This window comes from Acidovorax delafieldii 2AN, assembly GCF_000175235.1.
Taxonomy (GTDB): domain Bacteria; phylum Pseudomonadota; class Gammaproteobacteria; order Burkholderiales; family Burkholderiaceae_C; genus Acidovorax; species Acidovorax delafieldii_B.
On sequence record NZ_ACQT01000004.1, the window covers coordinates 1 to 26,280 of the forward strand.

The 26,280-nt window shown below is 60.8% G+C and carries 21 protein-coding genes and 1 pseudogene; 16 read left to right on the forward strand and 6 right to left on the reverse strand.

Annotated elements, in window-relative coordinates; genetic code table 11:
• Nucleotides 1–553: 553 nt before the first annotated feature.
• Nucleotides 554–1,576 (forward strand): AraC family transcriptional regulator, encoded by a 1,023-nt coding sequence (locus tag ACDELDRAFT_RS23510; RefSeq protein WP_198403193.1) that lies wholly within the window; start codon nt 554–556, stop codon nt 1,574–1,576.
• A gap of 37 nt (nt 1,577–1,613) precedes the next feature.
• Here the strand turns inward: ACDELDRAFT_RS23510 and ACDELDRAFT_RS26065 are convergent.
• Nucleotides 1,614–2,561: pseudogene (locus ACDELDRAFT_RS26065) on the reverse strand (alpha/beta fold hydrolase).
• A 272-nt stretch (nt 2,562–2,833) separates the two neighbouring features.
• Nucleotides 2,834–4,168: a ferredoxin reductase family protein gene (locus ACDELDRAFT_RS01515; protein WP_005792968.1), complete on the reverse strand. Its 1,335-nt coding sequence runs from the start codon at nt 4,166–4,168 to the stop codon at nt 2,834–2,836.
• A gap of 567 nt (nt 4,169–4,735) precedes the next feature.
• On the opposite strand from ACDELDRAFT_RS01515, the gene ACDELDRAFT_RS01525 reads away from it, so the two are divergent.
• Together ACDELDRAFT_RS01525 and ACDELDRAFT_RS23835 are read left to right on the forward strand one after the other, a co-directional pair.
• Complete coding sequence (locus ACDELDRAFT_RS01525) at nt 4,736–4,939, forward strand: hypothetical protein (protein WP_157764849.1); 204 nt, start codon at nt 4,736–4,738, stop codon at nt 4,937–4,939.
• A gap of 239 nt (nt 4,940–5,178) precedes the next feature.
• Nucleotides 5,179–5,592, forward strand: coding sequence for a VOC family protein (locus ACDELDRAFT_RS23835; protein ID WP_005792971.1), 414 nt, complete (start codon nt 5,179–5,181; stop codon nt 5,590–5,592).
• 331 nt (nt 5,593–5,923) lie between these two features.
• Here the strand turns inward: ACDELDRAFT_RS23835 and ACDELDRAFT_RS01530 are convergent, their stop codons facing one another.
• Both ACDELDRAFT_RS01530 and ACDELDRAFT_RS01535 read right to left on the reverse strand, forming a co-directional pair.
• Nucleotides 5,924–6,553, reverse strand: a complete 630-nt coding sequence (locus ACDELDRAFT_RS01530; protein ID WP_005792972.1) for a LysE family translocator — start codon at nt 6,551–6,553, stop codon at nt 5,924–5,926.
• A 95-nt stretch (nt 6,554–6,648) separates the two neighbouring features.
• Complete coding sequence (locus ACDELDRAFT_RS01535) at nt 6,649–7,461, reverse strand: helix-turn-helix transcriptional regulator (RefSeq protein ID WP_040327710.1); 813 nt, start codon at nt 7,459–7,461, stop codon at nt 6,649–6,651.
• A 1,069-nt stretch (nt 7,462–8,530) separates the two neighbouring features.
• Between ACDELDRAFT_RS01535 and ACDELDRAFT_RS01540 the strand changes: the two genes are divergently transcribed.
• The 13 genes from ACDELDRAFT_RS01540 to ACDELDRAFT_RS25955 all read left to right on the forward strand — a co-directional run bounded on the left by ACDELDRAFT_RS01540 (nt 8,531) and on the right by ACDELDRAFT_RS25955 (nt 24,278).
• Entirely contained in the window at nt 8,531–9,568 is a 1,038-nt protein-coding gene (locus ACDELDRAFT_RS01540; protein WP_005792974.1) for a glycoside hydrolase family 88 protein, read from the forward strand.
• A complete protein-coding gene (locus tag ACDELDRAFT_RS01545; protein WP_005792975.1) occupies nt 9,565–10,791 on the forward strand; it encodes a CaiB/BaiF CoA transferase family protein in 1,227 nt (408 codons plus the stop codon). The genes ACDELDRAFT_RS01540 and ACDELDRAFT_RS01545 overlap by 4 nt, the downstream gene beginning before the upstream one ends.
• Entirely contained in the window at nt 10,788–11,921 is a 1,134-nt protein-coding gene (locus ACDELDRAFT_RS01550; RefSeq protein WP_005792976.1) for an acyl-CoA dehydrogenase family protein, read from the forward strand. Before ACDELDRAFT_RS01545 ends, ACDELDRAFT_RS01550 begins: the two co-directional genes overlap by 4 nt.
• Nucleotides 11,922–11,931: 10 nt before the next feature.
• Nucleotides 11,932–13,119 carry a CaiB/BaiF CoA transferase family protein gene (locus tag ACDELDRAFT_RS01555; protein WP_005792977.1) on the forward strand — a complete coding sequence of 396 codons (1,188 nt, stop codon included), beginning with the start codon at nt 11,932–11,934 and terminating at the stop codon, nt 13,117–13,119.
• A 19-nt stretch (nt 13,120–13,138) separates the two neighbouring features.
• Nucleotides 13,139–14,749, forward strand: a complete 1,611-nt coding sequence (locus ACDELDRAFT_RS01560) for an AMP-binding protein (protein WP_198403194.1) — start codon at nt 13,139–13,141, stop codon at nt 14,747–14,749.
• A gap of 5 nt (nt 14,750–14,754) precedes the next feature.
• On the forward strand, nt 14,755–18,291 hold the full coding sequence (locus ACDELDRAFT_RS01565; RefSeq protein ID WP_005792979.1) for an indolepyruvate ferredoxin oxidoreductase family protein: 3,537 nt from the start codon (nt 14,755–14,757) through the stop codon (nt 18,289–18,291).
• A 31-nt stretch (nt 18,292–18,322) separates the two neighbouring features.
• The gene (locus ACDELDRAFT_RS01570) at nt 18,323–19,192 is read left to right on the forward strand and encodes a branched-chain amino acid ABC transporter permease (RefSeq protein ID WP_005792980.1); all 870 of its coding nucleotides are present in this window, start codon (nt 18,323–18,325) and stop codon (nt 19,190–19,192) included.
• The gene (locus tag ACDELDRAFT_RS01575) at nt 19,189–20,172 is read left to right on the forward strand and encodes a branched-chain amino acid ABC transporter permease (protein WP_005792981.1); all 984 of its coding nucleotides are present in this window, start codon (nt 19,189–19,191) and stop codon (nt 20,170–20,172) included. The genes ACDELDRAFT_RS01570 and ACDELDRAFT_RS01575 overlap by 4 nt, the downstream gene beginning before the upstream one ends.
• Nucleotides 20,169–20,969 carry an ABC transporter ATP-binding protein gene (locus ACDELDRAFT_RS01580; protein WP_005792982.1) on the forward strand — a complete coding sequence of 267 codons (801 nt, stop codon included), beginning with the start codon at nt 20,169–20,171 and terminating at the stop codon, nt 20,967–20,969. The genes ACDELDRAFT_RS01575 and ACDELDRAFT_RS01580 overlap by 4 nt, the downstream gene beginning before the upstream one ends.
• On the forward strand, nt 20,966–21,706 hold the full coding sequence (locus ACDELDRAFT_RS01585) for an ABC transporter ATP-binding protein (RefSeq protein ID WP_005792983.1): 741 nt from the start codon (nt 20,966–20,968) through the stop codon (nt 21,704–21,706). The genes ACDELDRAFT_RS01580 and ACDELDRAFT_RS01585 overlap by 4 nt, the downstream gene beginning before the upstream one ends.
• A 63-nt stretch (nt 21,707–21,769) precedes the next feature.
• Nucleotides 21,770–22,948 carry an ABC transporter substrate-binding protein gene (locus tag ACDELDRAFT_RS01590; protein WP_005792984.1) on the forward strand — a complete coding sequence of 393 codons (1,179 nt, stop codon included), beginning with the start codon at nt 21,770–21,772 and terminating at the stop codon, nt 22,946–22,948.
• Between the two features lie 107 nt (nt 22,949–23,055).
• A complete protein-coding gene (locus ACDELDRAFT_RS01595; protein ID WP_005792985.1) occupies nt 23,056–23,691 on the forward strand; it encodes a TetR/AcrR family transcriptional regulator in 636 nt (211 codons plus the stop codon).
• A 461-nt stretch (nt 23,692–24,152) separates the two neighbouring features.
• Nucleotides 24,153–24,278 (forward strand): hypothetical protein, encoded by a 126-nt coding sequence (locus ACDELDRAFT_RS25955; RefSeq protein ID WP_269763806.1) that lies wholly within the window; start codon nt 24,153–24,155, stop codon nt 24,276–24,278.
• A gap of 201 nt (nt 24,279–24,479) precedes the next feature.
• Here the strand turns inward: ACDELDRAFT_RS25955 and ACDELDRAFT_RS01600 are convergent, their stop codons facing one another.
• Nucleotides 24,480–25,970 (reverse strand): NAD-dependent succinate-semialdehyde dehydrogenase, encoded by a 1,491-nt coding sequence (locus tag ACDELDRAFT_RS01600; protein WP_005792986.1) that lies wholly within the window; start codon nt 25,968–25,970, stop codon nt 24,480–24,482.
• Nucleotides 25,971–25,980: 10 nt separating this feature from the next.
• Nucleotides 25,981–26,262, reverse strand: coding sequence for a cupin domain-containing protein (locus tag ACDELDRAFT_RS01605; protein ID WP_005792987.1), 282 nt, complete (start codon nt 26,260–26,262; stop codon nt 25,981–25,983).
• Nucleotides 26,263–26,280 lie beyond the last annotated feature (18 nt).

The following is a 26,280-nucleotide window of genomic DNA, read 5'->3' on the forward strand; positions in this document are numbered from 1 at the left end:
GATCCCGATCGAGAAAGTTGAGACGATCATGTGGGCGAGTTCGTTAATGGTTGGTGGAAGTCCATCAGCACCCCCAAGCGAGTTGACCAATGTTGGGTTCGCTGGATCGATCTCGGTGTCGATTTCGGCCGCGAAGTTGATCCGAGATGTGATGTGTGCCATGGTGCGATTCGTTGGTGACGCGGAGGGTCGACTGGTTTGCAGCGGATTGTGTGTGCACCACCTAAAGGCGTAAACCGCGTGCACCTGGTGCACATTGCTTTAAGGGTTTGCCCCTAGCGAAGGCGGTAGTCAATCGGCATAGACCGTCGTTGGAGCGAAATAGAGGGAGGCCCGAGGTTCGACTGGATTCCGGTCATGGCAGCTTGTCACGGTCAATGATCTTTGTCGTGAGCTTGTCGGCGCTCATCGCGATGAGCCTTGTCACCGGCCACCACGCCGTAGAACATGTACTGCCTTCAGCCGATAGAGACCATTATTCTTGGCCGTTGGCTCCTTCCGTGAGCGAGCAGCGATGCGATGCTCGAGTCCCTATTCCCGAGCCATCCGACGAATGCCCATTCGCGCGCGCACTGCACATGTCTCCGCTCGTATTGGGGCGATGATCGTTCAGGTGGCCGCCGTTCAAGGTGTGGATGCACCGCGACTGATGACCGAGGCGGGATTTATGCCGGACTGGCTGAACGATCCCGAGGCACGGATTCCGCTGGCCGTTGAGGAGCGGTTGTGGGAGCGAGCCTCCGAGCTGACGGGCGACCCGCTCTTTGGTCTGCATGCAGCGGCCGCAGTTCGCCCCGGGGCCTTCGACGTGCTTGACTACGCCGTGCGCACAGCCCCCGATCTGCGCACGGCACTGCAGCGCCTGTCCCGATACAACCGACTGGTCCACGATCTTGCAAGTTTCGAGGTCGTCCCGGCAGGTGAGGCGGTGCATATTAGGCATCGCTTTGATGCCGCTGGATCGCGGCCTTGCCGGCAGGCTGCGGAGTTCACGTTGGGGTCGCTGGTGGTGGTGGCCTCGCAGATCGGCGACCAGGCGGTTCGAGCGCTGGCAGTCGAGTTCGCACACTCTGCGTTCGGCGATGGGGATGCCTACCGGGCGCTTTTCGGCGTGATGCCGCGCTTTGACGCGCCGGTGTCCTGTCTGGTGCTGTCCAGCGACCTGCTTGATCGCCCTGTGTCAGCCGCCGATCCAGCACTATCGCGCATCATCACTGCCCATGCCGAGCAGTTGTTAGCGGTCCATGTGCCGGCGCATGAGAACATCAGCGCACAGGTGCGGCGCCAACTGGCCGATGGCATGGCCAACGGGCCGATCACGCTGAAGTCTGTGGCGCAGCGCCTGCATCTGAGCGAACGCAGCCTGCAGCGCAGGCTAGACGCTGCAGGCACGTGTTTCGCAAAACTGGTGGACGAGGTACGGCACGAACTGGCCATGCGCTACATCGCCGACGAGCGTCTGACGCTCGGCGAGGTGGCCTACCTGCTGGGCTTCGCCGAGCCCAGCCCCTTTCACCGCGCCTTCAAGTGCTGGACTGGCACCACGCCGGCCGCCGTGCGCCGCGCTAGGCACTGACGATACGAAGGGTAATCGCACTGTGCAGCCGTCTGGATCAGGATGCATAGAGGCGCGCAAGAAAGTCCATGAGGGCTGGCGCTACGCGCTCGGGCATCTCCAGGTGCGGGTAGTGGCCGGCGCCCTCTACGATCAGCGGCTCGGTGCCCAGAACCTCGCCCAGCCAACTAGCTTCGGCGGCGGCGTCTGGGAAGTCTGGGTCCCGCGTCCCCATCACCACCAGCGCCGGCACGCGGCCGCTCCCCAGGATGGACTCAGTGTCCGTCTTGGACAGGCTGACCATCTTGCGCAGCGCGGCCATCCGGCCAGGCTCGCGCAGGTTGGCGGCAAGCGCCGCCTTGGCTCCGGCATGGCCGGCTGGCTTGCGGGACGGGAACAGGCTGTTCCAGTAGGCCATCCAGAACGCTACGCGCCAAGGGCCGCCGAAGCCTACAGCGACTGCGGTCCTTGCGAGCTACGACAGCGGGCCATCGCGTACGATTGGGCCAAGCAGTGCGATGCCGCGCACTCGGGCGGGCGCTTCGTGCGCGGCCCAAAGTGCCGACCCGGCGGCAAACGAGTTCCCCAAAATCACGGCCTGGCTATCACCAAGGTGCTCGATCAGAGCCAGCGCGTCGCGGCCGATGGCATGCGCCGAGTAGTCGCCCCAGTGGGCCGAGGTCTCTCCGTGGCCGCGCACATCCATCGTTACTACGCGGTAGCCAGCCTGCTGCAGTAGCGGGCGCAGCGCGCGGAATTCAGAGCGCAGGTCGCACATGCCCGGGATGGCCAGGACCAGCGGGCCGCTGCCGCCGGTGTCGTCGTAGGCGATTTGACCTTCGCAGACTGCCAGGAAGCGGGTGGACGAAGGCGGCGTGAACACTTCAGCCGCCAGCGCAGCGGATTGGGCGCCGTTCACCATCGAGGTGCCGATCAGGAGCTGGAATAGTGCGTTCATAAGTGACGGTGGCAAATGCAGTGAGTCAATGGAGTCACTATGCCGCATCTGCTGAGAGGCCACTATGACTGCGAACGCCTGCGTATTGACCGCAGGCGCCAAGCGGAAAATCGGGAAAACGTATGCGTCAGCTGACTGGCTTGGAGTCGGCAGAACGCTGATTTCCACGCAAACCTGCCCCACCCGTTTTGAACAGTCAATGTTCTTGGCCACAGGTGGTCAAACCAGTATTTCAGCCGCTTGTTAGAGAGCTGCCACAGCCTTGCCTTCAGTAAATATCCAGGATGAATCCCTTAAGGCCTGTTGAAATCGGAGTGTTATCAACGCATTTCAAACAGTTCTTGATGAAACCTTTCATCAGGCAGTCCGTTGGCGCAGAAATCATCGCGCAGGGCCTGTCCAAACCCAGCCGGGCCGCAGAACCATACACTGGCTGAGCGCCAGTGCGGCACAGCTGTCCTGATGCGTTCTCCGTTGAGCCTGCCATCCTTGCCGTCGACCAGCAGATGCAGCCGCACCCCTGCGGCAGCTGCATCTGCTGTGAGACGGTCTATCGCGGCCTGTTCAAAGTCGGCACTCGGATGAAACAAATCGATTGTCCTGGTATCCGGGTTGGCTGCTCGGTGCTTGAGACGGGCGACGAAGGGTGTGATACCGATGCCTGCGCCGATCCAGATCTGGTGCGGCTGCGTGTCCTCGAAATCAAAGCAGCCATAGGGTCCTTCCACCGTGACCGGCAGGTCGATCTTCAAGCGTTCCCGCAAATGGCTGGTGTGGTCGCCTAGGGCCTTGGTGATGAAGGTCAGGCGAGGATTTGAACGGTTCCATGCAGAGGCGATGGTGTAAGGGTGTGGGCCTTCGTTCTTGTCTGAAGTAACAAAGGCGAATTGACCCGCGGCATGGCCGGGCCAGCCGTCGTTGAGCATGACCGTGGTTTCCAGCACCCGCAGGGCGGGGTACTCAGTCAGGGACTCGATAGTGCCCTGCACTTTGCTACCTGCCCCAATTTGGCCAAACAGGGCCAGCACGGCGGCGATGCTGCCTCCGAGCATCAAGGCTGCTAGTAACCAGCCAATCGGCTGCGTCCAGTAATCGAACTTGGTCAGCACGGCGGAGTGATAGGCCAGAGCCAGGTACGCTGCCGCAAGCCATTTGTGGGTTTTGACGAAAAGGTGGTAGGGAAAACGTCGGATCAGTGCCAGAACGATCAACACTGCAGCGACATAGAACATCCATTCGCCGATGGATTCCGCCAAGCCCCGCTGGCCGCGCAACCAGCCTTCGATGGCGCCCAGGGTCTCTCCTGCATTCGGTTTGCGCGCGGGCCTCTCCAGCCAGCCCCAACCGACCATCCACTTGGTTCCCTTTGCCAACCACCAATGAAGCACGGCCGCCACCAAGGCACAGATACCTAGCCACTTGTGCAGACGGTACATCTTGTCGAGGCCATTCAAATGGCGATCCAGCCATTTGGACCGCAACGCCAGCAGCATGGCGATACTCATCAGACCGATGCTGAGTACCCCGCTGAACTGAATAAAAACGCTGCGAAATGAGAAATAGTTGAAGGGTTCGGGAAGCAATGTGTCGGCAGCCAGCCATAGCGAAGTCAGCAGGACAAGTATGGCTATGAGAGAAACCTTGATGCGCTTCATAGGGGACCTCCGATGCAATGTATGCAGTGTTGATTTCCATGTAACCGTAACCATCCTGGGGGTTAGTGGGCCATTCCTGCGTGGAAATCAACGGGGGGCATTGGGCGCACTTCCACTGGTCGCTGCGCCCAGCTCTTGCCCAACGTTGACGAGCCTATTGGTGAAATTGCCCCCGCTAAATTCTGCCGGAGCGCGGGCGATTGAAATTACGGGAGAACTGGACGGCCCCTGCATGGCGTTCGGCACTCGATTCTGGGCTGCAGTCAACCCGCAAGACCTGCTCAACGGCCTGCTAATTGACAGATCGATCGTTTCGATCAGCTACGAGGATCGCTATATGGTGACCCCCCTGAGCTGCGCCCTGTGGGTTGAGACAATCAGCGTGCTGAAGGCCCGATTTGAGCCATTGGACCGATGGGCCAACCCCGAGATCATGGTGTCTTCAATATACATTGAAGACTCTCGATCAGTGCGTCACCGAGATAAAAGGACGAGCGATTGGCCCGCCGCGGTGCGTGGGTAGTGCTCACGGTGCGATTTCTTTACGGCTGCCGAATCGCTGGGCCCGTGTTGATCGGTGCCAGCGGCATGCGGTGGGAGCGTTTCGCGTTCTCCAATGCACTGGGTGCGGGGGGCTGGGCTGCACTGCTGACCAGTGTCGATTGGTTCTTTGGTCAGGTCGCAGAACTGCTGTTGGGTGAACTGCGGCATTACGAGGGGGCTCTGGCGGTGTTGTTGCTGGCCCTTGCCTTGTGCTATGCGGCGTGGTGATATTTAAGGCGTCCGCGACCACACGAAGCGGGCTTACGCGTTTGCCGAGCTTGATGTAGAGCTCAACGGCTCATATTCTGTCTGCGTAGGAATACATGAACTACCTCCTGGTAGTCCAAGTCTTCGTCCGCACTCCCATCTGGTATCTCGCAAAATTGCTGTATGCTAAAACAGTACTGTTGTTTTATTCAGTATTTCGGCGCCGCACCACACGTCGAGTTAACTTCAGGAGGACCCGCATGCTTGACCATATGACATTCCGCGTTATAGATATCAGTCGCACCAAGGCGTTTTATAGCGCCGCTCTAGAACCGCTGGGCTACAGCGTATGTTTCGAAGGTCGTTACGGCTCAAACATGCTGGGACTTGCCTATCCAGACGCATCTGAGCCTGATGGCAAGAAGGCCGACGTGTGGTTCATCGACGGGCCTTCGCCATACGGCGGCGCATCTGCAACCACCGGGTGCCACCTAGCATGGCGAGCAAAAAGTCGTGCGCAAGTAGATGCCTTTTACAGCGCGGCCATAGCCGCTGGCGGGAAAGATAACGGTGCACCTGGGCTCCGACCGGACTATCACGCAAACTATTACGGAGCATTTGTCATTGACCCTGAAGGCAACAACATTGAAGCGGTCTGCCACTTGCCTGAATAGCTGGCCAATGTGGCAGCATCGCTCTAGTGTGGAAGCTCTCCAATACCTAATGCCGAGCTTGCGCACCAAGGCGGTAACGCAGATGCGGACATTCGGCGTTGAATGATCGGCTCCCATTAAGCCGAACGTCGTCATTGGATCGGAAAACGACAGCCCTAGTGATGGGGAAGCGGTCCGTGGCGAGGTGCCAGTGGGGCCGCGGAAGTTTGACGACCGATATACTTCGTGCAGCGGCCAATCGGGTTATCGCCACTTCGGGCTGGCTGTACGCAGCCCACTGGTGGGCTCAGCAGTGATGTTCTTCAGCGTCAAGGCAATGACGCTCGAATCCTTAGCGTGTAAGAAGAATCCCGATGACGCCGAGTGCAAACAGCACCAGAACAACACCGGAGATGCGTTCCAGCCACGGCAACGTCTTTGCGAACCGATCCAGGACGGTCTGATTACCAATCATGACTGCTACAAAAAAATCCCAGAGCAGAACGGCACTGAACATCCAGGTGCCATAGATCACCTTCCAGCCCATGCTGGCGTGCGGTCCCGTCAGCATCGCTGCCAAGCTCGCGTAGAACAGTGCATTTTTCGGATTGAGTATGCCGGACAGAAATCCCATGCCAGCGGCGCGCCACCATGCGGTGACCGGCGACGCCTGTCGTGGAAGACCATATCCTTGGTCCGGCGTGATTTCCAAGGCATTGGTGCCTGCGTGGCGTACGAACACGGTACCTAGATAGAGCAGGTAGGCGCAGCCTGCAAGTTGCAGGGCAACGAACGTCCCACTTTCGGTCTGCATAGTTGTCGTGCCAGCAAAGGCGGCCACGATGAAAACGCCGTTGGCCAGTGCGATCCCTAAACAGGTGCCGCTGGCCACCCGCCAGCCAGTAGACAGTGAAGTCCGCGCCACCAGAAAAAAGTCTGGGCCAGGGGAGAGCAGCGCCAGAAAGTGCGCTGCGGCAATCATAAGAAAAGGCTGCATTCAAGTCGGCAAAGTCGAGCAATTTGCATTCGACTTTGCCGATTTTGATGCCCCCAGTATTGAAGAAAATTGCAGTGATCTCAGGCTCGGAAAGCGCCTGGCGTAACCCCGGCGTGGGCCTTGAAGACGCGCTGAAAGTGGGCCTGATCTGCGAAACCCAGATCGTAGGCCACCGCGGCAATGTTCTCGCCCGCTAGGATCCGCTTTCGCCCAAGGTTCACGCGTCGATTCAACAGCCATGCATGAGGGGTCATGCCGGTGGCAGTCCGGAACGTCCGTATCAATTGGTAGCGGCTTATGCCGGCCAAACGCGCTAATTCGGCAAGCTCTACGATGGGCGTCGCCTCCTGATGCAAGAATTCCAGAACGGGGCGGAGTAGGCTGTTCACTCGCGCCGGTACGACTGGCTCGTCAATGTGCAGGCCAAGCGCTCCATCGCATTCCCCGATGAACTCGATTAGAGCCACTTCCTTCTCATACGGGTCGGCTTGAGAGAACAACATCGCATTGAGGCGACAGAAACGTGCAAAGACATGAGGTTCATCGATGATTCGGATCCGTTCGAAATGGGCCCCCGATTTTTCTTGTGCGTATTCGTGTCGGACAGCTCCTATCCAAGCTGCGTCCAGATGCAGCATTTGGTAACTCCATGCCGTACCTGACGCAGGGTTACAGGCATGAACACGGGACGCCGGGACGAAAACAACACTTCCGGAGCTCAGGCTGACCGAGCCGCCACTTGCTCCTGTGAAGATACTGCGGCCTTGATCAACCGCGCCGATAGAGAATGTGGGATGGCTATGAGCCTTGTAGCAAATTCTGCTGTTGCAAGCCCGGCGACTTTCCGCGTAGGGCACGGCCGGGTCGCGCCAGAATTGGGTGGTGTTTCTCACATTGCAATGGTATTCGCTGCGACAGATTCAGGCATCTATCCTCTTTTGGGCAGACATTGATCCAGTGATCTGGGAGTGGGGAGTGGGGAGTGGGGAGTGCACAATCTAGAATATTCGCGGGGAGGTGATGGCGAAGCCTTCTGAGGGTTTCTCGGTTTTTGAGCCTGCGCCCTTGTGAGTTGATTCACTACAGGGGAGGTCTGAAAAAAGCCTACCCAGTTTGTGCTGCGGTCAGCGCCTGGCATCCAAGATAGTTTCCGCATTGATCAGTTCCCCAAGGGCCGGGAGCAGCTGTCCAAGAAGCCCAGCAGGGATGAATTCCTTGACGAGATGAAAAGGTCCCCCGCATTGGTGGCCCTCATTGCCACCTTCACCCGTCGCGCGCACCGGCCACTAGGCGTTCGGTCAAACGTGCGTCCGCCAACGTCAACGATTTGGCGCAGGCAGCAAGGGGGGCTGCACGGCAAGGAGAAAAGCTGCTTGGGGTGATGCCGGCTACCGGGACTTTGACAAGCGCAAGGCGCTCGATCCCTAGCGTGAGCTTCACAAACTGCTGGAGAAGGCTGAGCCACTCAGGGCCAGCGTGTGGGTCGAGGAGCGCTACCGGTGTCGGAAGAGGAAAACGGCGAGGCTGCCGATGCTGTTTGCGCTGAGCCAACTGTTGGTTGCCAGGCCGCGCAACATGACCGCGCAGGGACAAGTGCGCTTGAATGGCGCCAAAGCGCTGCACTGCCTGAACCAAGTCTGCACGCGGTGTGAATTTTGCGCCGGGACGCGAGGCCTTGCGAGGAAATTGAGTGACCTATGTTCGTTGTGGCACCAGGCGGGCCCGACAACAGGGGCTTTGCAGACTCGCCCAAGGCGTGAACGCTTGCATCATGATGGACTTGGCCATCATTGATGGCTGTAGGGCGCTGTTTCCTCATCACCTCTGTTCATAGGCTGCACGCAGCAGCAGATGGCACATTTTTGAAACCTCACGTCGCGTGCGAGACAACTGAAGGGTAAACCCTGGGTGTCTTTTTTTTGCTTAAAGCAAACTAGCCAGCCGGTATGTAAAAGGAATAATATGATGGCTGAAAATCAGTTGGCTGAGCGGGTTTTGCAGTTCGCTTTTCTGAATGGTAGCGAGCGAGATTGCTGGACCAAAGCTGCGGTAATCACTGCGGCGCTGCGTGCCGGAAGGAATGTGGAGGTCGCTGATTTATGGCTCTCCCGAGCCGTGGCAACCCAGCGCTCCGACGGCAATTTGGGCTATGCCGACACGGTTCAAGGACTGACTGCTGGGCATGTCCGAAGCTTCACCCCGCTGGCGAGTCTTTCATCCGCACTCGGTTATCCGCTGCTACTGAGTCATCAGCGCAGTCCTAATGCGCGCTTCCTTTCCGCTGCCACCCGTCAGGCGGAGGCCCTTATGGCGGCGCCACGCACGAGCGATGGCGGCGTTTGGGCGCGCGCAGAAGGACCGGAATTGTGGGTGGACTTCACTTATCTGATGAGTCCATTCCTTGCCCTGTACGGGAAAATTACAGGTCGTGCGTTTGCAGTGGATGAAGCCTTTTTGCAGTTCGAGGTGCATGTCGCGCATCTTCTCGACCCGCGCAAGAAACTAGTACGCCACGCATGGTGCGAGAAGCCAGACCACTATCCACAATCTACCTTCTGGACGCGTGGTAACGGCTGGCTGGTTTGTGCAGGCGTGGATCTGCTGGAGATCGCACCCGAACACGATAGAGCTTCATTTGTCCGCAAGACTGTGGTCGATGTCTTGAATGCCATGACCCCGTATCAAGATGCATCGGGCTATTTCTGCCACGTGCTCGACGATACGCGTTCAAACCTAGAGGCCTCAGGTTCCCTGATGTACGCCTATGCCGTAGCGAAAGCGGTGCGTCTCGGCCTCCTGGGCTCTGAAGAACTGACATGTGCCCGTAGGGCGGTCGACGTAGTGGCTGGCGCGGTGGAACCTTCCGGAAAGGTGCCTGGTGTAGCCGTACCTCCAGGCGGTCCGGGAGTGCCTTTTGATTGGACGCTCTTCGGGCAGGGCTTCTTTGTGCTGGCGGTCGATGCCCTGCACGACGTGGCGGAAGTCGGAGTCCCGGTATGACGCACAAGGCATCTGGCCTCAAGCCGTTGACAGGCGTTCGCGTGCTTGACATGTCGCGGCTTGCGCCAGGTCCATACTGCACGCTACTCTTGGCCGATCTGGGCGCCGAGGTAATTGTGATTGGCGGTGGTCGGGCAGGGCTGCCAGTGTCGTCGTTCTCGCGCGGCAAGCATTTCATTGCGCTAGATCTCAAATCTGAGGCGGGGCGCGCTGCCCTTCAGCGCCTGGTCCGCACTGCCGATGTGTTCGTCGAGGGCTTTCGCCCTGGCGTGGCTGGGCGTCTGGGCGCGGGCTACGAGTCTCTTTCGAAGATTAACCCGGGGTTGATCTACTGCTCGTTGACAGGTTACGGCCAGAGCGGCCCATTGGCGCAGGAGGCAGGCCACGATCTCAACTATCTAGCCCTGACGGGCTTGCTTGGATCCATCGGTCCAGTGAATGGACCACCGACGGTCCCATTAAACCTCATCGCTGACTTCGCCGGTGGTAGTCTGGTGGCGACCATCGGCATCCTCGCAGCGCTGTATGAACGCGTGCGCTCCGGACGAGGACAACACATTGATGCTGCGATGGTGGATGGCTGTCTTTCGCTAATGGCCATGCACTCATCTGTATGGGGCAGCGCAACTGCTCCTGCACGTGGACGGGGGTGGCTTTCGGGTGCTGCGCCATACTATCGTTGCTACGCTTGCAAGGATGGTCTGTATGTTTCGGTCGGGGCCTTGGAGCCGCAGTTTTTTGCCGTGCTCTGGGCCGATCTGGTAGGCGGTGCGCCTCCTGATCAGATGGACATGGCCGAATGGCCGCGGATCGAGGCTGTCTTCTGCAACGCCTTTATGCAGCGCACGCGCGACGAATGGGCGGCGCATTTCGCCGGACGCGATGTCTGCGTATTTCCGGTGCTGAGCTCCTATGAGGCATGGCAGCACCCCCATATCCTCGAGCGCCACCCGGAAGCAAGCGCCGATCAGATGCCCGCGGTGCCGCGGTTCAGCCGTACGCCGCTGACGATCGCGCCCACTGACACAACCGATCGCTCTACCCAAGTCTTGGCCGCTGCCGGCCTGTCGCCAGAAGAAATTGAACGGGCCAGCCCCCGGTCGGAGCGTGAACGTGGCCATGACAGTCGTCATGCCTGGCCGCCACCGCTGTACGAATCACCGAAAACCGTACCTATGCCATCACACGGCGCCTCATCGACTTCTGGAGAAATCACGATATGAACCTCAGCGACAGCCAAGCCTATGCAGCCTTCCGTGACACCATGCGCCGCTTTGCAAGCGACAAGGTGGCGCCCTACGCGGCCGCGGTCGATCGCGAGAAGCGTCCCCCGATCGAGGCCTTCGAGGCCAGTTTGGCCCTGGGCCTCCCAGGTCTGCCGTATCCCGAGAGCTTGGGCGGACAGGACGGCGACATGCTCAGTCAGTGCATCATGATCGAGGAGCTTTCGCGGGTCTGCGCTTCCACCGCGTTGACGGTCTCGAGCTGCTGGATCCTTATGGCGGTGATGGACTACGGAACTGAGGCCCAGCAGCGTGAGATCGTTCCGCAGATCACGCGCGGCGAGGCCCGCTGCGCCTGGGGATTGACCGAGCCTAAGGGGGGCTCCGACCTGATGGGAGCGACTACGCGCGCAGTACGTGACGGCAGCGGCTGGGTGCTCGACGGCACCAAGCGCTTCATCACCAACGGCGGCTGGGCAGAGTGGTATTTGATCTTTGCCCGAACGACGGAGAAGCGCTTCGGCTTGTTTCTAGTTCACAAGAACGATCCAGGGGTTTCATTCGGAGCACCCGAGCGAAAGATGGGCATGCGCGGAAGCCCCACTTCAGACGTCATCCTCGACGCTGTCAAGCTGCCAGCTGACCGTCTGCTGGGGGATCCCGAACGCGGCGCCGAGTACATCACCCAGGCGCTGTTGCGCTCGCGCCTGCATATCGCGTCGCATGCGTTGGGCATCGCCGCCGGTGCGCTCGAAGAGACACTACGCTACACAGGCGAGCGCGAGCAGTTCGGTAAGCCGATCGCGCGCTTCCAAATGGTGCGCAGTATGGTGGCCGACATGGCCATCAGGGTCGAGTCAGCCCGCGCCACACTGCACCGTGCTGTATCACTGTACCAAGCCGGAGATCCGCAGGCCAAGATGCTGGCATCCATTGCAAAGGTGCTGTGCTCTGATGCAGCGATGGCGGTCACTACTGACGCGGTGCAACTACACGGCGGATATGGCTACCTGGAGGACTACGCTGTCGAACGCATGATGCGAGACGCAAAGGTCACGCAGATCTGGGAAGGCACCAATCAGATTCAGCGTCTGATGATCGCCAAGGACGTCTACGACGTTCCGGCCTGAGGGGTGCATTATGTCCACTATCTTACAGGGCCTGACGGTGCTCGAACTGTGCGAGGTCTACCAGGGGCCGCTTGCCGGTCAATGCCTGGGTGACTTCGGCGCGCGCGTCATCAAGATCGAACGCGGGCCACTCGGCGATCCGCTACGCGCGGGCGATTTCTACGCCAGCGAGCGCGGTTTGATGAGCAGTTACTTCGCTGCAGCTAATCGCAATAAGGAGTCGGTCTGTCTAGACCTCAAACAGCGAGCCGGCATGGAAGCGCTGCGCGCGCTCGTGAAGACAGCCGACGTATTGGTGCACAACTACCGTCCTGGCGTGATGGAAAAACTTGGCCTTGGCTATGAGGATATGGCTGCGCTCAATCCCCGTCTGGTCTACGCTGCCGCAAGTGGTTTTGGTGAATCTGGGCCCTGGGCCAAGATGGCTGGGCAGGATATTCTCATACAGTCGATCAGTGGCATCGCCGCCAAGCCAAAGGCGCAGCCGCAGTACGTCAATGCTCCGCTGTCTGACTATGCTTCCGGCATGCTGTTGGTACAGGGCATTCTGCTGGCGCTGATGGAACGTGCCCGGTCCGGCCAAGGCCAAAAGGTCACAGTTTCGCTACTGGATACGGCAGTGTCCATTCAAAGCCTGGAGGCCGCGGCCGAACTTAATTATGGCGTCGAAACACGCTGGCTGGACCGCGCGCTCAACTTTCCCATCGAAGCGAGTGACGGATGGCTGACTGTGCTCGGCTTCTTCCGCGACAACCCTCTGCAACTGATCTGCCAGGCACTGGAACTGGACGATCTGAGCGTCGAACTTCAGGTGCCGACGGCCGCAGAACAGTTGGCCCGGCGCGAAGACATTGTGGCGCGTCTGGCTCCGGCTTTCCGTGCGCGGCCCGTGGCCGATGCCGTCGAGCGTCTCCAGCGCGTGGGCATCCTTTCCGCGCCGGTGCTCGAATTCCGTAAGACTCTGCGGATGCCGCAACTCGCGCACAACGGCATGGTACGCGCGGTGCCTGTGGCTGGGCAGGACGATATGCGTGTTATCGACCACCCGCTACGTCTGTCGCGCACGCCGCACACGGTGCGCCGCGGGCCGCCGCGACTGGGTGAGCACACCCGGGCCGTGCTAGCCGAAATTGGCTATGACGAAGCGCGCACGAGCGCCGCGGCGGGCGACTGGAAGGGCGGTGGCTGCAATGAATGAAGATATGGAATGCTGGACAGTGAGCGAGTTGCTCCGTACTCAAGTCGAGCGCGCGCCAGGACGGCCTTTCCTGCAAATGGTTGGAGGCGCAACCTATAGCTACGGTGAAGTCTGGACGCGGGCGTGCAAAGTCGCAGCCGGTCTACGAGCCAGCGGCGTCGGACCTGGCGACGCGGTGGTCATCCTGCTGCCTAATGGACCGGATGCCGTGTTCGCCTGGCTGGGCGCCAACGTGCTCGGCGCCATCGATGTGACTATCAACAGCGGCTACCGTGGCGCCAGTTTTGAGCATGCGCTCAACCAGGTTCGCGCGCGCGTTCTGATTATGTCCGCTGAGTCTCTGCCCCTGCTCAGGGCGAGCGAAGGAGAACTCCAGCATTTGGAAAGCGTGTTCGTGCTTGGTCTGGCCGAAGTGCAGGGCGGGGTCGACTGGATGCCCTGGCGTTTTCGCTTACAGGACTACGACCAGGCCATCGCATCGGCGCCTGCCAGTTATGAGATCGCTCTTCCGGTTCCTAGCGATATCGCCAGCGTGATCTATACCTCGGGCACCACGGGGGCCGCCAAGGGCGTGATGATGCCGCACGCGCAAGTCGTCTTGCTGGCTCGCCAGACGGCGAAGAATTTCCGCATCGGGCCGGATGACATTTATTACAGCTTCCACCCGCTCTATCACATGGCGGGTAAGTTCATGCAGGTGCTTGCCTGCGCCGCCGTAGGTGCGAAGCTGGTGCTGGACAATGCCTTCGATCCGGCGCAGTGGCTGCAGCGCGTGCGTGACAGCGGTGCCACGCTCAGTGGCGCTCACGGCCCCATGCTCGAGATGATCTTCGCCCAGCCAGATTCGTCCGCTGATCGCGAGCACCAGTTGCGGGCCATCTGCAGTGCGCCGTTTCCTCGCCACATCGCGGCCGCGTTCGAGGCGCGTTTTGGCGTGCGTGGCATCGAAGTCTGGGGCATGACAGAGGTCGGCATACCCCTTTGGTGTTCATTCGACGAGCCGTTGCGTGAAGGCTCGTGCGGTCGGGTCGACGGCGATTGGTTCGATTTCTGCGTCGTGGATCCGTCGACCGATCGGCCTGTGCCAACTGGGCAGACGGGTGAGTTCGTCGTACGGAATAAGCATCCGTGGACGCTGATGCAAGGCTACATCGGCATGCCTGATAAGACGGTGGAGGCTTGGCGCAACCTGTGGTTCCACACGGGTGACTCGGGGTATATGGACGAGAGCGGCAACGTTTATTTTGTGGACCGCACTTCGGACCGTATTCGCCGTCGTGCCGAGAACATAGCTTCCTATGACATCGAAGTGGCAGCGCTCCAACACCCATTCGTAGCCGAGGCGGCGGCTGTGGGAACGCCTTCAGAGTTCGCTAGCGACGACGACATTCGATTGTGCGTAGTGCTGCATCCAGGCATGGAGCTGCTGCCCCAGGAGCTGCTTGGGCATCTCGCCGGCCTATTGCCACACTTCATGGTGCCGCGGTACATCGAACAACTGGACGAACTGCCGCGCAGTGCCACGCACAAAGTGCAGCGAGGCGCATTGAGACGTCGTCCACTTGGACCTCGAACCTGGGATCGCAAGGCCCACGGCGTCTCGTTGCGAACCCTGATTCACAAGGAATAGACAACATGACAGACGACAACACTGCCTCGGCGGTGGGGACGGCTACGTCCGTACTTCCTCCGTTGCCCACCGAACCCATGCTCGCCGACCTGTCTGAACGCTACACCCGTGAATCGGGCGTCGTCTTCATGTCAGGCAACCAGGCTCTGGTGCGACTTCCGCTGCAGCAACGCATGCGCGACCAGCGTGAGGGCTTGCGCACCGCAGGGTTCATCTCTGGCTACCGAGGCTCTCCGCTGGGACGCTTCGACATGGAACTGTGGCAGGCTGGCAAGCTGCTCAAGCAACTGGACATTCATTTCCAGCCCGGCGTGAACGAAGATCTCGCCGCGACGGCCGTCTGGGGTACCCAGTATGTTCCGATCCTCCCGGGGCCGCGCGTGGATGGCGTATTCGGCATCTGGTATGGCAAGGGGCCGGGTGTGGATCGCAGCGGCGATGCGTTCAAGCACGCCAATGCAGCCGGAACTTCGGCGCTCGGCGGTGTGCTCGCCCTTGCGGGTGACGACCACGCAGCCAAGTCATCCACCCAGGCCCATCAGTCGGAACAGGCCTTTGTGGCTGCCGGCATTCCGGTGCTGTATCCGTCTAACGTGCAGGAGATACTGGATTATGGGCAGCTGGGTCTTGCCATGAGTCGCTACGCCGGCTGCTGGGTGGCCCTCAAGTTGGTGACTGACGTGGTCGAGGGTTCGGGCTCAGTGCGCGTTGGGCCTGATAGTCCATCTATCGTGCTCCCTCCCGAGTCCGGTGGTTTGACGCCCGACCGTCACATCAAGCGATTCGAACCCGCTCCCATGCAGGAGGCTCGCCTGTACCAGCAGCGTCTGCCCGCCGCTCTGGCCTTCGCGCGCGCAAACCGGCTTAACCGTATCGAAGGTGCGGGCGATGGCGCGACGGTCGGCATCGTGAGTGCGGGTAAGTCCTGGTCCGACACTCAATTGGCGCTGGATAGGTTGGAGCGCGAAGGCGTGATGTTGCCGCGCGCTCGGCTGCGGCTACTTAAGGTCGGCATGGTCTGGCCGCTCGACGCCGACATCGTGACCCATTTCGCCAGAGGCCTGGACAGCCTCCTGGTTGTGGAGGAGAAGCGGCCGCTGCTGGAAGATCAGATCAAGAGCATCCTGTTCGATGCAGGTGGCGAGCAGCCAAGCGTGCACGGCAAGTTTCATGGAGCAGGCATATGGTCCTCGCAGCGCGGTGCGCCTGCATTGCCGCTGGTGGGAGAGCTGTCGCCTTCGGTCATCGCTGCGCACATCGCCGCTTGGCTGGGACTGCAGCGGACGGCCATCCCCGCCCTGGTGCCCACAGTAGCCACGCCAACGGTCGATCGCGCGCCGACTTTTTGCTCGGGCTGCCCGCACAGCACCTCGACGCGGGTGCCGGATGGAAGTCTGGCGCTGGCCGGCATCGGGTGCCACTCCATCGCACTGTTGCTCGATACGGAGCGCACCGGGCCCATTTCGCACATGGGCGCAGAAGGCGCGATGTGGGTCGGGCAATCGCCCTTCAGCGAGCACAAGCACATGTTCGCCAACATCGGGGACGGCACCTACTACCACTCGGGTTTCCTGGCCATACGCCAAGCCGTGGCGGCGAAGGTCAATATCACTTACAAGCTGCTACTCAATGGCTTTGTATCCATGACCGGCGGTCAACCGATCGAGGGTGAGTTGACCCCGGCGCAACTGGCGACCGAGTTGCTTGCCGAAGGTGTGGCGCGGGTGGTGGTGGTGACCGATGATCCAAATAAGTATAGTCGCCAGCGCCTGCCCGACGGTGTTCCCGTGCATCATCGCGAGCGTATGGATGCGGTGCAGCGCGAATTGCGCGAGCACGACGGTGTCTCTGTATTGATCTACGACCAGATGTGCGCTACCGAGCGGCGGCGCCAGCGCAAGCGCGGCAATCTGCCAGACCCGCACAAACGTACCTTTATCAATCCGGCCGTCTGTGAAGGCTGCGGCGACTGCAGCGAGGAATCTAACTGCCTTTCGATCGAGCCACTGCAAACCGAATTGGGGCGCAAGCGCCGCATCAACCAGGCTTCGTGCAACAAGGACTTTTCTTGCGTCAAAGGTTTTTGCCCTAGCTTTGTGACCGTGCAAGGTGGCAAGGTGCGGAGCATGGCGAGCGGAGCGCGGCCTTCACCTTATGACATTGCGCTGCCCGAGCCCGAGGTGCCCGTACTGGATGGGGCGCGGGGAGTCATCGTCACCGGCATCGGCGGCACCGGTGTCATCACCGTAGGTGCCATCATCACCATGGCGGCTCACCTGGAAGGCATTCATGCGAGCTCGCTGGATCTTACCGGATTGGCGCAGAAGTACGGTGCAGTGATGTCGCACATCCGGCTGGCACGGCATGCCGAAGATATGGGTAGCTACCGGCTGGGCCTAGGCGAAGCCGACCTGATACTCGGATGCGACCTGATCGTGACCGCCAGCACCGAGGCCGTCGACCGCATGGCTGCGGCGCGTACGCGGGTGGTCCTCAATACCGATTTGGCCCCGACACGCGACTTTGCCCGCAATCCCGACTGGTCGCCTGATACGGCTGCCTTGCAAGCTCGGGTTGCCGCAGCCGCATGCGACCTGGTTGCCCTTCCGGCCGGCACCATCGCCACCGATCTGATGGGCGATCCGCTGACGGCCAATTTGTTCGTGCTCGGGCTGGCCTGGCAGAAGGGCTGGGTGCCGATCTCGCGCTCGGCTATCGAGCGAGCGATCCGGCTTAATGGGGTTAGCGTGGATACCAATCTCGCTAGCTTTGCGTGGGGCAGAGTAGCAGCCCACGATCCGGCACGTATCGAATCCGCCCGATCATCGGCACTGGGGCCTTCGGGCCATGGTCAGGTACTCCGGTTCGAACCTGCACCACTGCAGCGGCTGCAAGCCATCATTGACCACCGCAGCCAAGCGCTCACCCAGTTCCAGAACGCAGCCTACGCGCAGCGGTACCGGACATTGGTCGAACGTGTAGCGCAGGCCGAGCGGCGGGTGGCGGAGGCGCCATCCGACGAGAGGCTTGCCAAGGCCGTGGCCCGCTACTACTACAAGCTGCTGGCCTATAAGGACGAATACGAGGTGGCTCGCCTCTATTCGGCGCCTGAGTTCGTGGCGGAACTCAAGCGCACTTTCGAGGGTGACTTCAAGCTGCATTTCCATTTGGGGGCGGGGCCGTTCGCGCGCCGGGATCCCGACAACAGCGATATCCGAAAAAGCGAAGTCGGGCCCTGGGTGTGGCCGCTGTTCCATGTGTTAGCACGGTTGCGCTTCCTGCGGGGAACCTGGCTGGACCCGTTCCGGCGCAGCGAGGAACGTCATGCGGCGTTGGCAGCAATCGCACAGTATGAGTCCGATGTCGAGCGAGTGCTAGCTGAACTGGACGCAGGCCGCATATCCCTAGCAGCCGAGATTGCATCCTTGCCGGAGACGCTGCGCGGTTATGGCTACGTGCGCGCAGCCAGTGCCAAGAAGACTGCCGATCGGCGAGATGAGCTTTGGGCCCTTTGGGCCACGGCCGACCTGCAGGCCGCGTGATTGTTACAGCCCCCTCCAATGAGGAGTATTTATGCTGATTGAAATGATGGAGTTCCTGGTACGCGGCATCCTTCTGGGCGCCATCTACGGGCTGCTGGCATTCCCTGTGAGCCTGCTCTTTGCCACCACCGACTCGGTGGACCTAGGCGTCGGCGCCTATGCGGTGCTGGCCGCTGCCATCGCGATGCTGCTGGGCGGATCGTTTGGTATCTTGCTAGGTCTCTGTGGAGCGGTCCTAGCTTCGCTGCTGGCGGGCCTCTTGTCGGCGCGCATCAATGCGGGCGGCCGGGGTGGCGCCAGGAACGACCCTCTGGTGGTGGTGCTCGCCACCTTTGGCTTCGCCATCATCCTGGAGTCTTTCGTCCTGACATTTTTCGGCAAGGACCCCATGGTGCGCCAGGCCTTCGAGACATCCTGGCAGTGGGCAGGCATACGCATCAATCCACAGGCCGCGATCAACGTCGGCACCGCGCTGTTTCTGATGCTCCTGCTTTACCTGTGGCTATACCGAAGTGCGTGGGGGCGGGACATGCGTGCCTGCGCTGCAAACGCGCTGGCGGCGGCATTGGCCGGGATTCCTGTGCGCCACATCGCACTGATGACATATGTGGTCGGTGGCCTGCTGGCCGGCATTGCGGGCGTGCTCATTCTGTACACCACGGGCATGAGCTACAGCGCGGGCCTGCATCTGACCATCGCGGGTTTTGGCGCAGCGGCGCTGTTCGGCCTGCACAGCCCATTGCGTGGCTTCGTCGGCGGTGTCGTCATCGGTACGGTGCAAGCCTTATCGGCGGGATACCTACCTTCGGGCTGGGCGAGCGGTATGCCGATGCTTTTTACGCTGCTGGTGCTGATCAGCGGTCGGGTCAATGTGGCTGGTGTCGTAGGAGGACGCGCATGAAACATCATCTCCTTATTCGTCAGCGGCCTGTGCTCGTTTTGCTTGCTCTGGTGATTGCGGGCACACTGCTTAGCTGGGGCCGGCCTTTCTGGCTCGACAACAGTGTCATGATCGGCATCTTCGCGCTCATGGCGTTGTCCGTCGGGCTGTGTTATGGGCAGGCCGGCATTCTTTCCATGGCTACTGCCGCGTTCGCGTCCATTGGCGCATTTGGCAGCGCCATTCTGAGCACCCGTTACGGTTTTTCGCCCTGGTTGGGGCTGCCGTTCGCGATGATCGTGCCCATGCTTGTGGCCTATCCCTTGGCGCGCGCTCTCACACGACTGTCGCCGCTGCCACTGTCCATCGCCACCTTCCTGCTGAGTGGACTGTTTGAGATAGCGATACGCGAGGGCGGTGATTTCACGGGTGGCTACATCGGCCTTTCAGGAATACCTCCGCTGCCCCTAGTCAAAGGTGTGCAGCAGATGCACTTCCTGGTCTGGGGGGGGGTGCTTGTGGTGGTGGCGCTCTACGCGAACCTGATGGGTTCGACATACGGCCTCGCCATCAACACGGCGCGTCACGATCCTCTGCGCGCCACTGCAGACGGCGTGGGTGTTCCGCATCTGCTTGCCAACACCTTCGCGGCGTCTGCGGCACTCGCAGGGCTGGCCGGCTGGCTGTATGCCCATCACATGAGCTACATGGGGCCCGACTCGCTGACCACGCAGGTCTCCATCAGCGTGCTGCTGATGGCCGTCGTCGGCGGCGCAGGAACGCTCCTCGGCCCCGTAGCCGGTGCAGCGGCGCTGATGCTTGTCACGCTGTACCTGCCCGCCACTGAAAGTCACGGCATGGTCTACGGCGGCATTCTGCTGGTGGTGCTGATGCTGGCGCCAGGTGGGCTGCTGGGCACCCGCTGGCGGAGCAAGCAGCGCGCGCCTGAGTCCAGACTGCCGGTCGCCGAAATGCGGACCGTGCCAGGAGGAACTCCATGAGCATCGAGGTGGAAAACATATCTGTTCAGTTCGGCGGCGTCCATGCTCTCAAGGATATTTCGGTGCGGGTAGACCCTGGGCGGATAGTAACCGTCATCGGGCCCAATGGGTCAGGCAAGAGCACCTTGTTTAATAGCATCACGGGGCTGGTGGCCGTAGACCAAGGCACTGTCTGCATTGACGGCCAGAACTTGGCGCGCGTTCCGGCCTGGCAGCGTATTGGCCGGGGGCTGGCGCGCACTTTCCAGACGCCGCGTTTCGATCCTCGGGTGTGCGTGGAGGACGCCGTTTTGTGCGGCTTCTACCCGGTTTCGCGGGCCGGTATCCTGGGCGCGATGCTGCGTCTGCCCGTCGTGGCGCGGCAGGAACGTGCGTTTTCCGCCGCCTGCGATCGCATTCTGGACGACTTTGGGCTTGATGGCCTGCGTCATGCCTCCCTGGGCGAACTCCCGATGGGTATGGTGCGTCTGGTCGAAGTCGCCCGTGCCATTGCCAACAAACCGCGCTACCTGCTGCTGGACGAACCCGCCGCGGGCCTGACTCGGGCCGAGCAGCAACTGCTGAGCAGCGAGATTCGCCGCATCGCAGCCAGCGGCGTTGGCGTGCTGCTGGTTGAGCACAACTTTGCGATGGTGCGCAGCTTGTCCGACCACACGGTCGTCCTGGATCGTGGCGCTCTACTGGCGCAAGGCCATCCGGAAGAACTGATGCGCGATCCCGCCTTCGTCGCCGCCTATCTGGGCAGTAGCACACCCGGCCTGTCCGGCGCCCAGCCATCTATAGGGACCACTCTATGACAACCGTACATTCTCCCTCCCTCCCCAACGCGCTGGAAGGGCGTTCTCTGGACGCCGCCTATGGCCGAATCCGCGTCGTCGAAGGGGTGGATCTGCAAGTGGCCGCCGGCGAATTGGTGGTGTTGCTCGGCCCCAATGGTGCGGGCAAAAGCAGTTTGCTGGGCGCCATGGCCGGCACCGTGCGCGGCGGCGGGGCATTGACGCTAGACGGGCTGTCCATTGCCGGCCTACCGCCTGAAGTGCGCGCTGCGCGCGGCTTGGCATTCGTGCCTGAGCGGCGCGGGAACGTGTTCCCGGCGATGTCGGTCGCCGAGAACCTCGAACTCGGACTGCGCCTTTCGCCCCCTGCACGACGGGAGCCGATCCGCGAAAACATCCTGGGAATGTTCCCCATCCTTGCTGAACGTATGAACGCCATGGCCGGCATGCTCAGTGGCGGTGAGCAGCAGATGCTGGCCATCGGCATGGCGCTGGGTAGGGAGCCGCGCGTGCTGCTCCTCGATGAACCGTCGCAGGGTCTGGCGCCGGTGATTTTCGACTTGCTGCGCGACGCATTCACGCTGCTGCGCCGCCAGGGGCTGGCGCTACTGGTCGCTGAGCAGAACCTGCCGTTCGCTGCCGGCATCGCCGACCGCTACCTGGTGCTGGTGCACGGCCACCTTGTGGCGGCAGGCAACTCCGCTGAACTCCAGGGCGTAGACGACCTAATGGCGCTCTACATGAGCGCTGATGTCTAACCCCCCCTTCCGACAATCGCTTCTATTCCGCCGAGCCGCATTCACCAACGAAAGGACGAAATTATGAAGATATCTCACTCCCGCCGGGCATTTGCCAGCTCAACGATGCTGGGCTTTGGCTTGTCTTGTCTCGGGTTCGATGCCGGGGCGCAAGGGCAGGAATCTGTCAAGATCGGCGTGCTGCTCAGCCTGAGCGGAGCAGCCGCGACCTTCGGTATTCCCGAGCGCGACATGGTTAAGGTCCTAGCCGAAAAATACAATGCAGAAGGCGGTTTTCGGGGCCGTAAGCTGGAACTGGTCTTCCATGACGACCAGACCAATCCAACTGAATCGGCGCGCGGCGCTACCAAACTGATTCAGCAGGACAAGGTGGTTGTCATCATTGGCCCTACCATTGGTTCAGCCGCGCTGGCCGTGTTGCCGATTGCGGCCCGTGCACAGGTGCCGGTTCTGACGCCTGTGGGCACCATCTCTGTCACTGCGAAAGAGAACAGCTTCTTCCCTTGGGTGTTCCGCACTTGTCCGAACGACGAACTATTGGTGACAGCGTCGATGGAGACGGCGGTACTCAAGGCCGGTTACAAACGTCTGGCTGTGATGTACCAGGAAGATGCCTACGGTAAGAATTCGGCTGCATTCGCTGAGAAGTTCGCCAAGGAACACGGCATAGAAATCGTGTCCTTGGCAAGTGCGCCGGCTGCGGCTGTCGACCTGAGTGCGACGGCCACCCGGATTCGGGCGGCGAACCCCGACAGCGTGCTGCTCTGGACTTCTACGCCCGCTATGGGCGCGGCCTTCGTACGCGCAGCGCGTCAGGTCGGACTGAACGTACCCATCATCGGGTCTGGCGCACTGGTGCAGCGCTCTTTCATTGAAACCGCCGGCTCGGCAGCGGAGAATGTCACCATTCTTGCCTTTGCCAACTGGGATGACCCATCTCCCAAGCTGAAAAAGCTGGGCGCGTTGCTGCGGACAAATGGTAAGACACCGTCCGGTTTCGGCGAACTCCTTACGGCAACAGGGATGGCTGCCTTGACCGCTGCGCTGGCGAAAGTCGAAGGTCCTGTGACAGGAGCTAGGATTCGTGACGCGTTGGAGAAGGTCTGTGGCATTGATAATCCCTACGTTGATGGAAAGTTCTGCTATTCGGCGGACAGCCACGAAGGATTCGGATCCGATGCCCTGCAGGCCGTGACTGTCCGCGATGGCAAATTTCGATCGATTGCACCAAATCCCAAGTAGTTGAACGAGGATACAGCAATGGGTGGCCGTGTTTGTTGCATACGTCAGCATGCGGGCGGCATCTCGGATACTCTGAGCCGTCGATTCGACGCACCCGTTCATTTGATATGGCTACCCATAAAAATAGTCAGGAAACCGTAGAAAAGATCGTTTCCGCTGCGAGGCGTCTTTTCGCCAAGAAGGGTTACGCCAATGCGAGCCTGGAGGACATCGCCAAACTTGCAGGCTTCACCAAGGGCGCCATTTACCACTTTTTCCGGAGCAAGGAGTCCTTGCTGCTGGCAATACTAGTGGACATGGGGGAGCGCTCCATCGGGCAGACCGCCAGGGTCATGCAGAGCACGAACGTATGCGCTTTTGAAAAGCTGCTTCTCTTCAACCGCTTACAAGCGGAATGGGCGGCTCGAAATCCGGATGACCTGGCCATCCTCATGTGGGTCTCTATCGAGTCTGCTAACCAGAAGTCCGCTGTAAGGGCGCAAGTCAGAAGCATTTATTCCCGCATCGAGGAGGTGCTTGAAAGCACCCTAGAAAAGGGGAAGGAAAGCGGCGAGTTTCCCGGTATCCTTCAGGTCAAGGAGACGGTTCTCTGGATCATCGCCATCCATGATGGAAATATGCTTCTTTGGTATCGCAGCGGACGTGACAAGAACGTTGGTCGCAATTTGGCCCAAGCATCTAGGCAGGCAATGGCATACGCGGTAGGAGTGCAGGATCCACATGCTTGTGTGCCTGCGAGCTGACAGTTTGATGCGATGGATGGCGAGGTGGGTGATTCCTCATCCGCTGACACAACGAGAAGCGGATCAAGCTCTCCCTTGGCTCTCAGCCCTATCGAAAACCGGGAGAGTCTTGGGCTTGCGGCATAAAACCAGTCCAAGTTTTTATCCGCACCCCCTGACCCCACGGGGCTAAGTTTGCGTGGGAGTCAACACTGGGCGCCTTTTGGCAGCTGCTGCCAGGACAGGTTGAACGGCCCCGTGTAGGCAGATAGCGGTAAAAAGTTGGCCGCAGGGGCTGTTTTGACTGGCGATCGTCGCGGACTTTAGCGAGGCCGGCATTGGGCTAACTCTTGAAGTTCACAGCAGATCGCTGTGTGGCCACGGTTGGAGATTTCGGAAAACGAATCGATGCGGATCTTGCACGAGGTAGTCTCCAGCCGCTGAACTTTGGAGGCAGAGACATTTTGAGCAGAGACCCCTGCATGTGTCTGCGATCTGGTCAGGAATTGCCACCGCCCCATACTCGCGTGCGGCGCAGTGGCAAGAACTTCGCGACCAACGATGCGACGATCAACCAGAGTCCTGCGCACATCGAGATCAACCGCTGAGATACTGGCCCAGTGTTCGTCCCGGGTCCCGAGATGCTTCATCCGCCCTGAATGCAGAGCATCGTATGCCTCGGCGCAAGCGCCTGCATGCACCGGGGGGCCGAGAATGACCCCTTGCAAGGGCCTTACATCGCTTGCTCCAGCGTATCGAGCATGGACTCAATTCGCATCGAACGGCTGATGCGCTGGGTACTTTCTGGTCTACAACAGCACGTCCCCCAGGCAGAGGTACTTGATCTCCACATAGTCGTCCATGCCGTAGTGCGAGCCTTCGCGGCCCAGGCCGGATTGCTTGACGCCGCCAAAGGGCACATGCTCGGTGGCCAGGATACCCACGTTGATGCCGACCATGCCGTATTCGAGCGCTTCGCTCACACGGAAAATGCGGCCCACATCGCGGCTGTAGAAGTAGCTGGCCAGGCCGAATTCTGTGGCATTGGCAGCGTCGATGGCTTCCTGCTCGGTCTTGAACTTGAACACCGGCGCAAAGGGGCCGAAGGTTTCTTCGCGCGCACACAGCATGTCGGCCGTGGCGCCAGCCACCACCGTGGGCTCGAAAAACTGGCCCGAGCCCAGGCTGGACAGGCGCTTGCCTCCGGCCACCACTTGGCCGCCCTTGGCCAGCGCGTCATCCACATGGCGCTGCACTTTTTCCAGTGCGGCTTCCTCGATCAGCGGGCCCTGGCTCACGCCGTCTTCAAAGCCGTTGCCCACCTTGGCCGCCTTCACCTTGGCGGCGAACTTGGCCACGAATGCGTCGTACACGCCTTCCTGCACGTAAAAGCGGTTGGTGCACACGCAGGTCTGGCCGGCGTTGCGGTACTTGCTGGCAAACGCCCCTTCGACGGCGCTGTCGATATCGGCATCGTCAAACACGATGAAGGGTGCGTTGCCACCCAACTCCAGCGACATCTTCTTCACCGTGGGTGCCGATTGGGCCATGAGGATGCGGCCCACTTCGGTGCTGCCCGTGAAGCTGATGTGGCGCACCACGTCGCTGGCGCACAGCACCTTGCCAATCGCAATCGAGTTGGCACTGTCGGCGCTCAGGATGTTGAGCACGCCCGCAGGAATGCCTGCGCGAACGGCCAGCTCTGCGGCGGCCAGGGCCGTGAGGGGCGTCAGCTCGGCCGGCTTGATGACCACGGGGCAGCCGGCGGCCAGCGCAGGCGCCACCTTGCGGGTGATCATGGCCAGCGGAAAGTTCCACGGCGTGATGGCGGCGCACACGCCGATGGGCTGCTTGAGCACCAGCAGGCGGCGGTTGTTGTCGAACTGGGGCAAGGTCTCGCCGTTGACGCGCTTGGCTTCTTCGGCAAACCACTCCACAAAACTGGCGCCATACGCCACCTCGCCCTTGGCCTCGGGCAGCGGCTTGCCCTGCTCGGCGGTCATGATGCGGCCCAGATCGTCCTGGTTGGCCATCAGCAGGTCGTACCACTTGCGCAGGATGATGCTGCGTTCCTTGGCCGTCTTGGCCTTCCAAGCCGGCCAAGCGGCGTTGGCTGCGGCGATGGCGGCCTCGGCCTCTTGCGGCCCCAGATTGGCCACGTCGGCGAGCTTGGCGCCTGTGGCCGGATCGTGCACGGCAAAGCGGCTGCTGCCTGCCATCCATTGGCCGTTGACCAAGGCATCGGTCTTCAGCAGGCTGGGGTCTCGTAGCAAAGTGAGCGGGGATGTGTTCGTGACCATAAGTCTGGGATCAGCGCATTTCCACCTCGACGAAGATCACTTCGCCAGGGCCGGGGTTGATGACGTTGTGACGCACGCCGATCTGGCGTGCATAGCTGCGGCCCTGAACGAGCTGGCTGGTCTTGATGTCTTCATCGGTTTCCAACACTAAGTTGCCGTCGGTCATGGGCACCACCACATAGTCATGTGCGTGGGTGTGCCAGCCTGTTTCGGCGGTGGGCGGGAAGCGCCATTCAGTGACAATAGTGCGCTCGTCATCAATCTGAACTGTGGGGATGGCTTGGGGCCGCATGGCATTCCTTCGGTGACT

Excerpts from the sequence above, each read along its gene's own strand:
- ACDELDRAFT_RS23510 (WP_198403193.1), top strand. The coding sequence starts at position 554 with ATGCCCATTCGCGCGCGCACTGCACATGTCTCCGCTCGTATTGGGGCG.
- ACDELDRAFT_RS01515 (WP_005792968.1), bottom strand. The coding sequence starts at position 4,168 with ATGAAGCGCATCAAGGTTTCTCTCATAGCCATACTTGTCCTGCTGACT.
- ACDELDRAFT_RS23835 (WP_005792971.1), top strand. The coding sequence starts at position 5,179 with ATGCTTGACCATATGACATTCCGCGTTATAGATATCAGTCGCACCAAG.
- ACDELDRAFT_RS01530 (WP_005792972.1), bottom strand. The coding sequence starts at position 6,553 with ATGATTGCCGCAGCGCACTTTCTGGCGCTGCTCTCCCCTGGCCCAGAC.
- ACDELDRAFT_RS01540 (WP_005792974.1), top strand. The coding sequence starts at position 8,531 with ATGATGGCTGAAAATCAGTTGGCTGAGCGGGTTTTGCAGTTCGCTTTT.
- ACDELDRAFT_RS01545 (WP_005792975.1), top strand. The coding sequence starts at position 9,565 with ATGACGCACAAGGCATCTGGCCTCAAGCCGTTGACAGGCGTTCGCGTG.
- ACDELDRAFT_RS01550 (WP_005792976.1), top strand. The coding sequence starts at position 10,788 with ATGAACCTCAGCGACAGCCAAGCCTATGCAGCCTTCCGTGACACCATG.
- ACDELDRAFT_RS01555 (WP_005792977.1), top strand. The coding sequence starts at position 11,932 with ATGTCCACTATCTTACAGGGCCTGACGGTGCTCGAACTGTGCGAGGTC.
- ACDELDRAFT_RS01565 (WP_005792979.1), top strand. The coding sequence starts at position 14,755 with ATGACAGACGACAACACTGCCTCGGCGGTGGGGACGGCTACGTCCGTA.
- ACDELDRAFT_RS01570 (WP_005792980.1), top strand. The coding sequence starts at position 18,323 with ATGCTGATTGAAATGATGGAGTTCCTGGTACGCGGCATCCTTCTGGGC.
- ACDELDRAFT_RS01575 (WP_005792981.1), top strand. The coding sequence starts at position 19,189 with ATGAAACATCATCTCCTTATTCGTCAGCGGCCTGTGCTCGTTTTGCTT.
- ACDELDRAFT_RS01580 (WP_005792982.1), top strand. The coding sequence starts at position 20,169 with ATGAGCATCGAGGTGGAAAACATATCTGTTCAGTTCGGCGGCGTCCAT.
- ACDELDRAFT_RS01585 (WP_005792983.1), top strand. The coding sequence starts at position 20,966 with ATGACAACCGTACATTCTCCCTCCCTCCCCAACGCGCTGGAAGGGCGT.
- ACDELDRAFT_RS01590 (WP_005792984.1), top strand. The coding sequence starts at position 21,770 with ATGAAGATATCTCACTCCCGCCGGGCATTTGCCAGCTCAACGATGCTG.
- ACDELDRAFT_RS01595 (WP_005792985.1), top strand. The coding sequence starts at position 23,056 with ATGGCTACCCATAAAAATAGTCAGGAAACCGTAGAAAAGATCGTTTCC.
- ACDELDRAFT_RS25955 (WP_269763806.1), top strand. The coding sequence starts at position 24,153 with ATGTGTCTGCGATCTGGTCAGGAATTGCCACCGCCCCATACTCGCGTG.
- ACDELDRAFT_RS01600 (WP_005792986.1), bottom strand. The coding sequence starts at position 25,970 with ATGGTCACGAACACATCCCCGCTCACTTTGCTACGAGACCCCAGCCTG.
- ACDELDRAFT_RS01605 (WP_005792987.1), bottom strand. The coding sequence starts at position 26,262 with ATGCGGCCCCAAGCCATCCCCACAGTTCAGATTGATGACGAGCGCACT.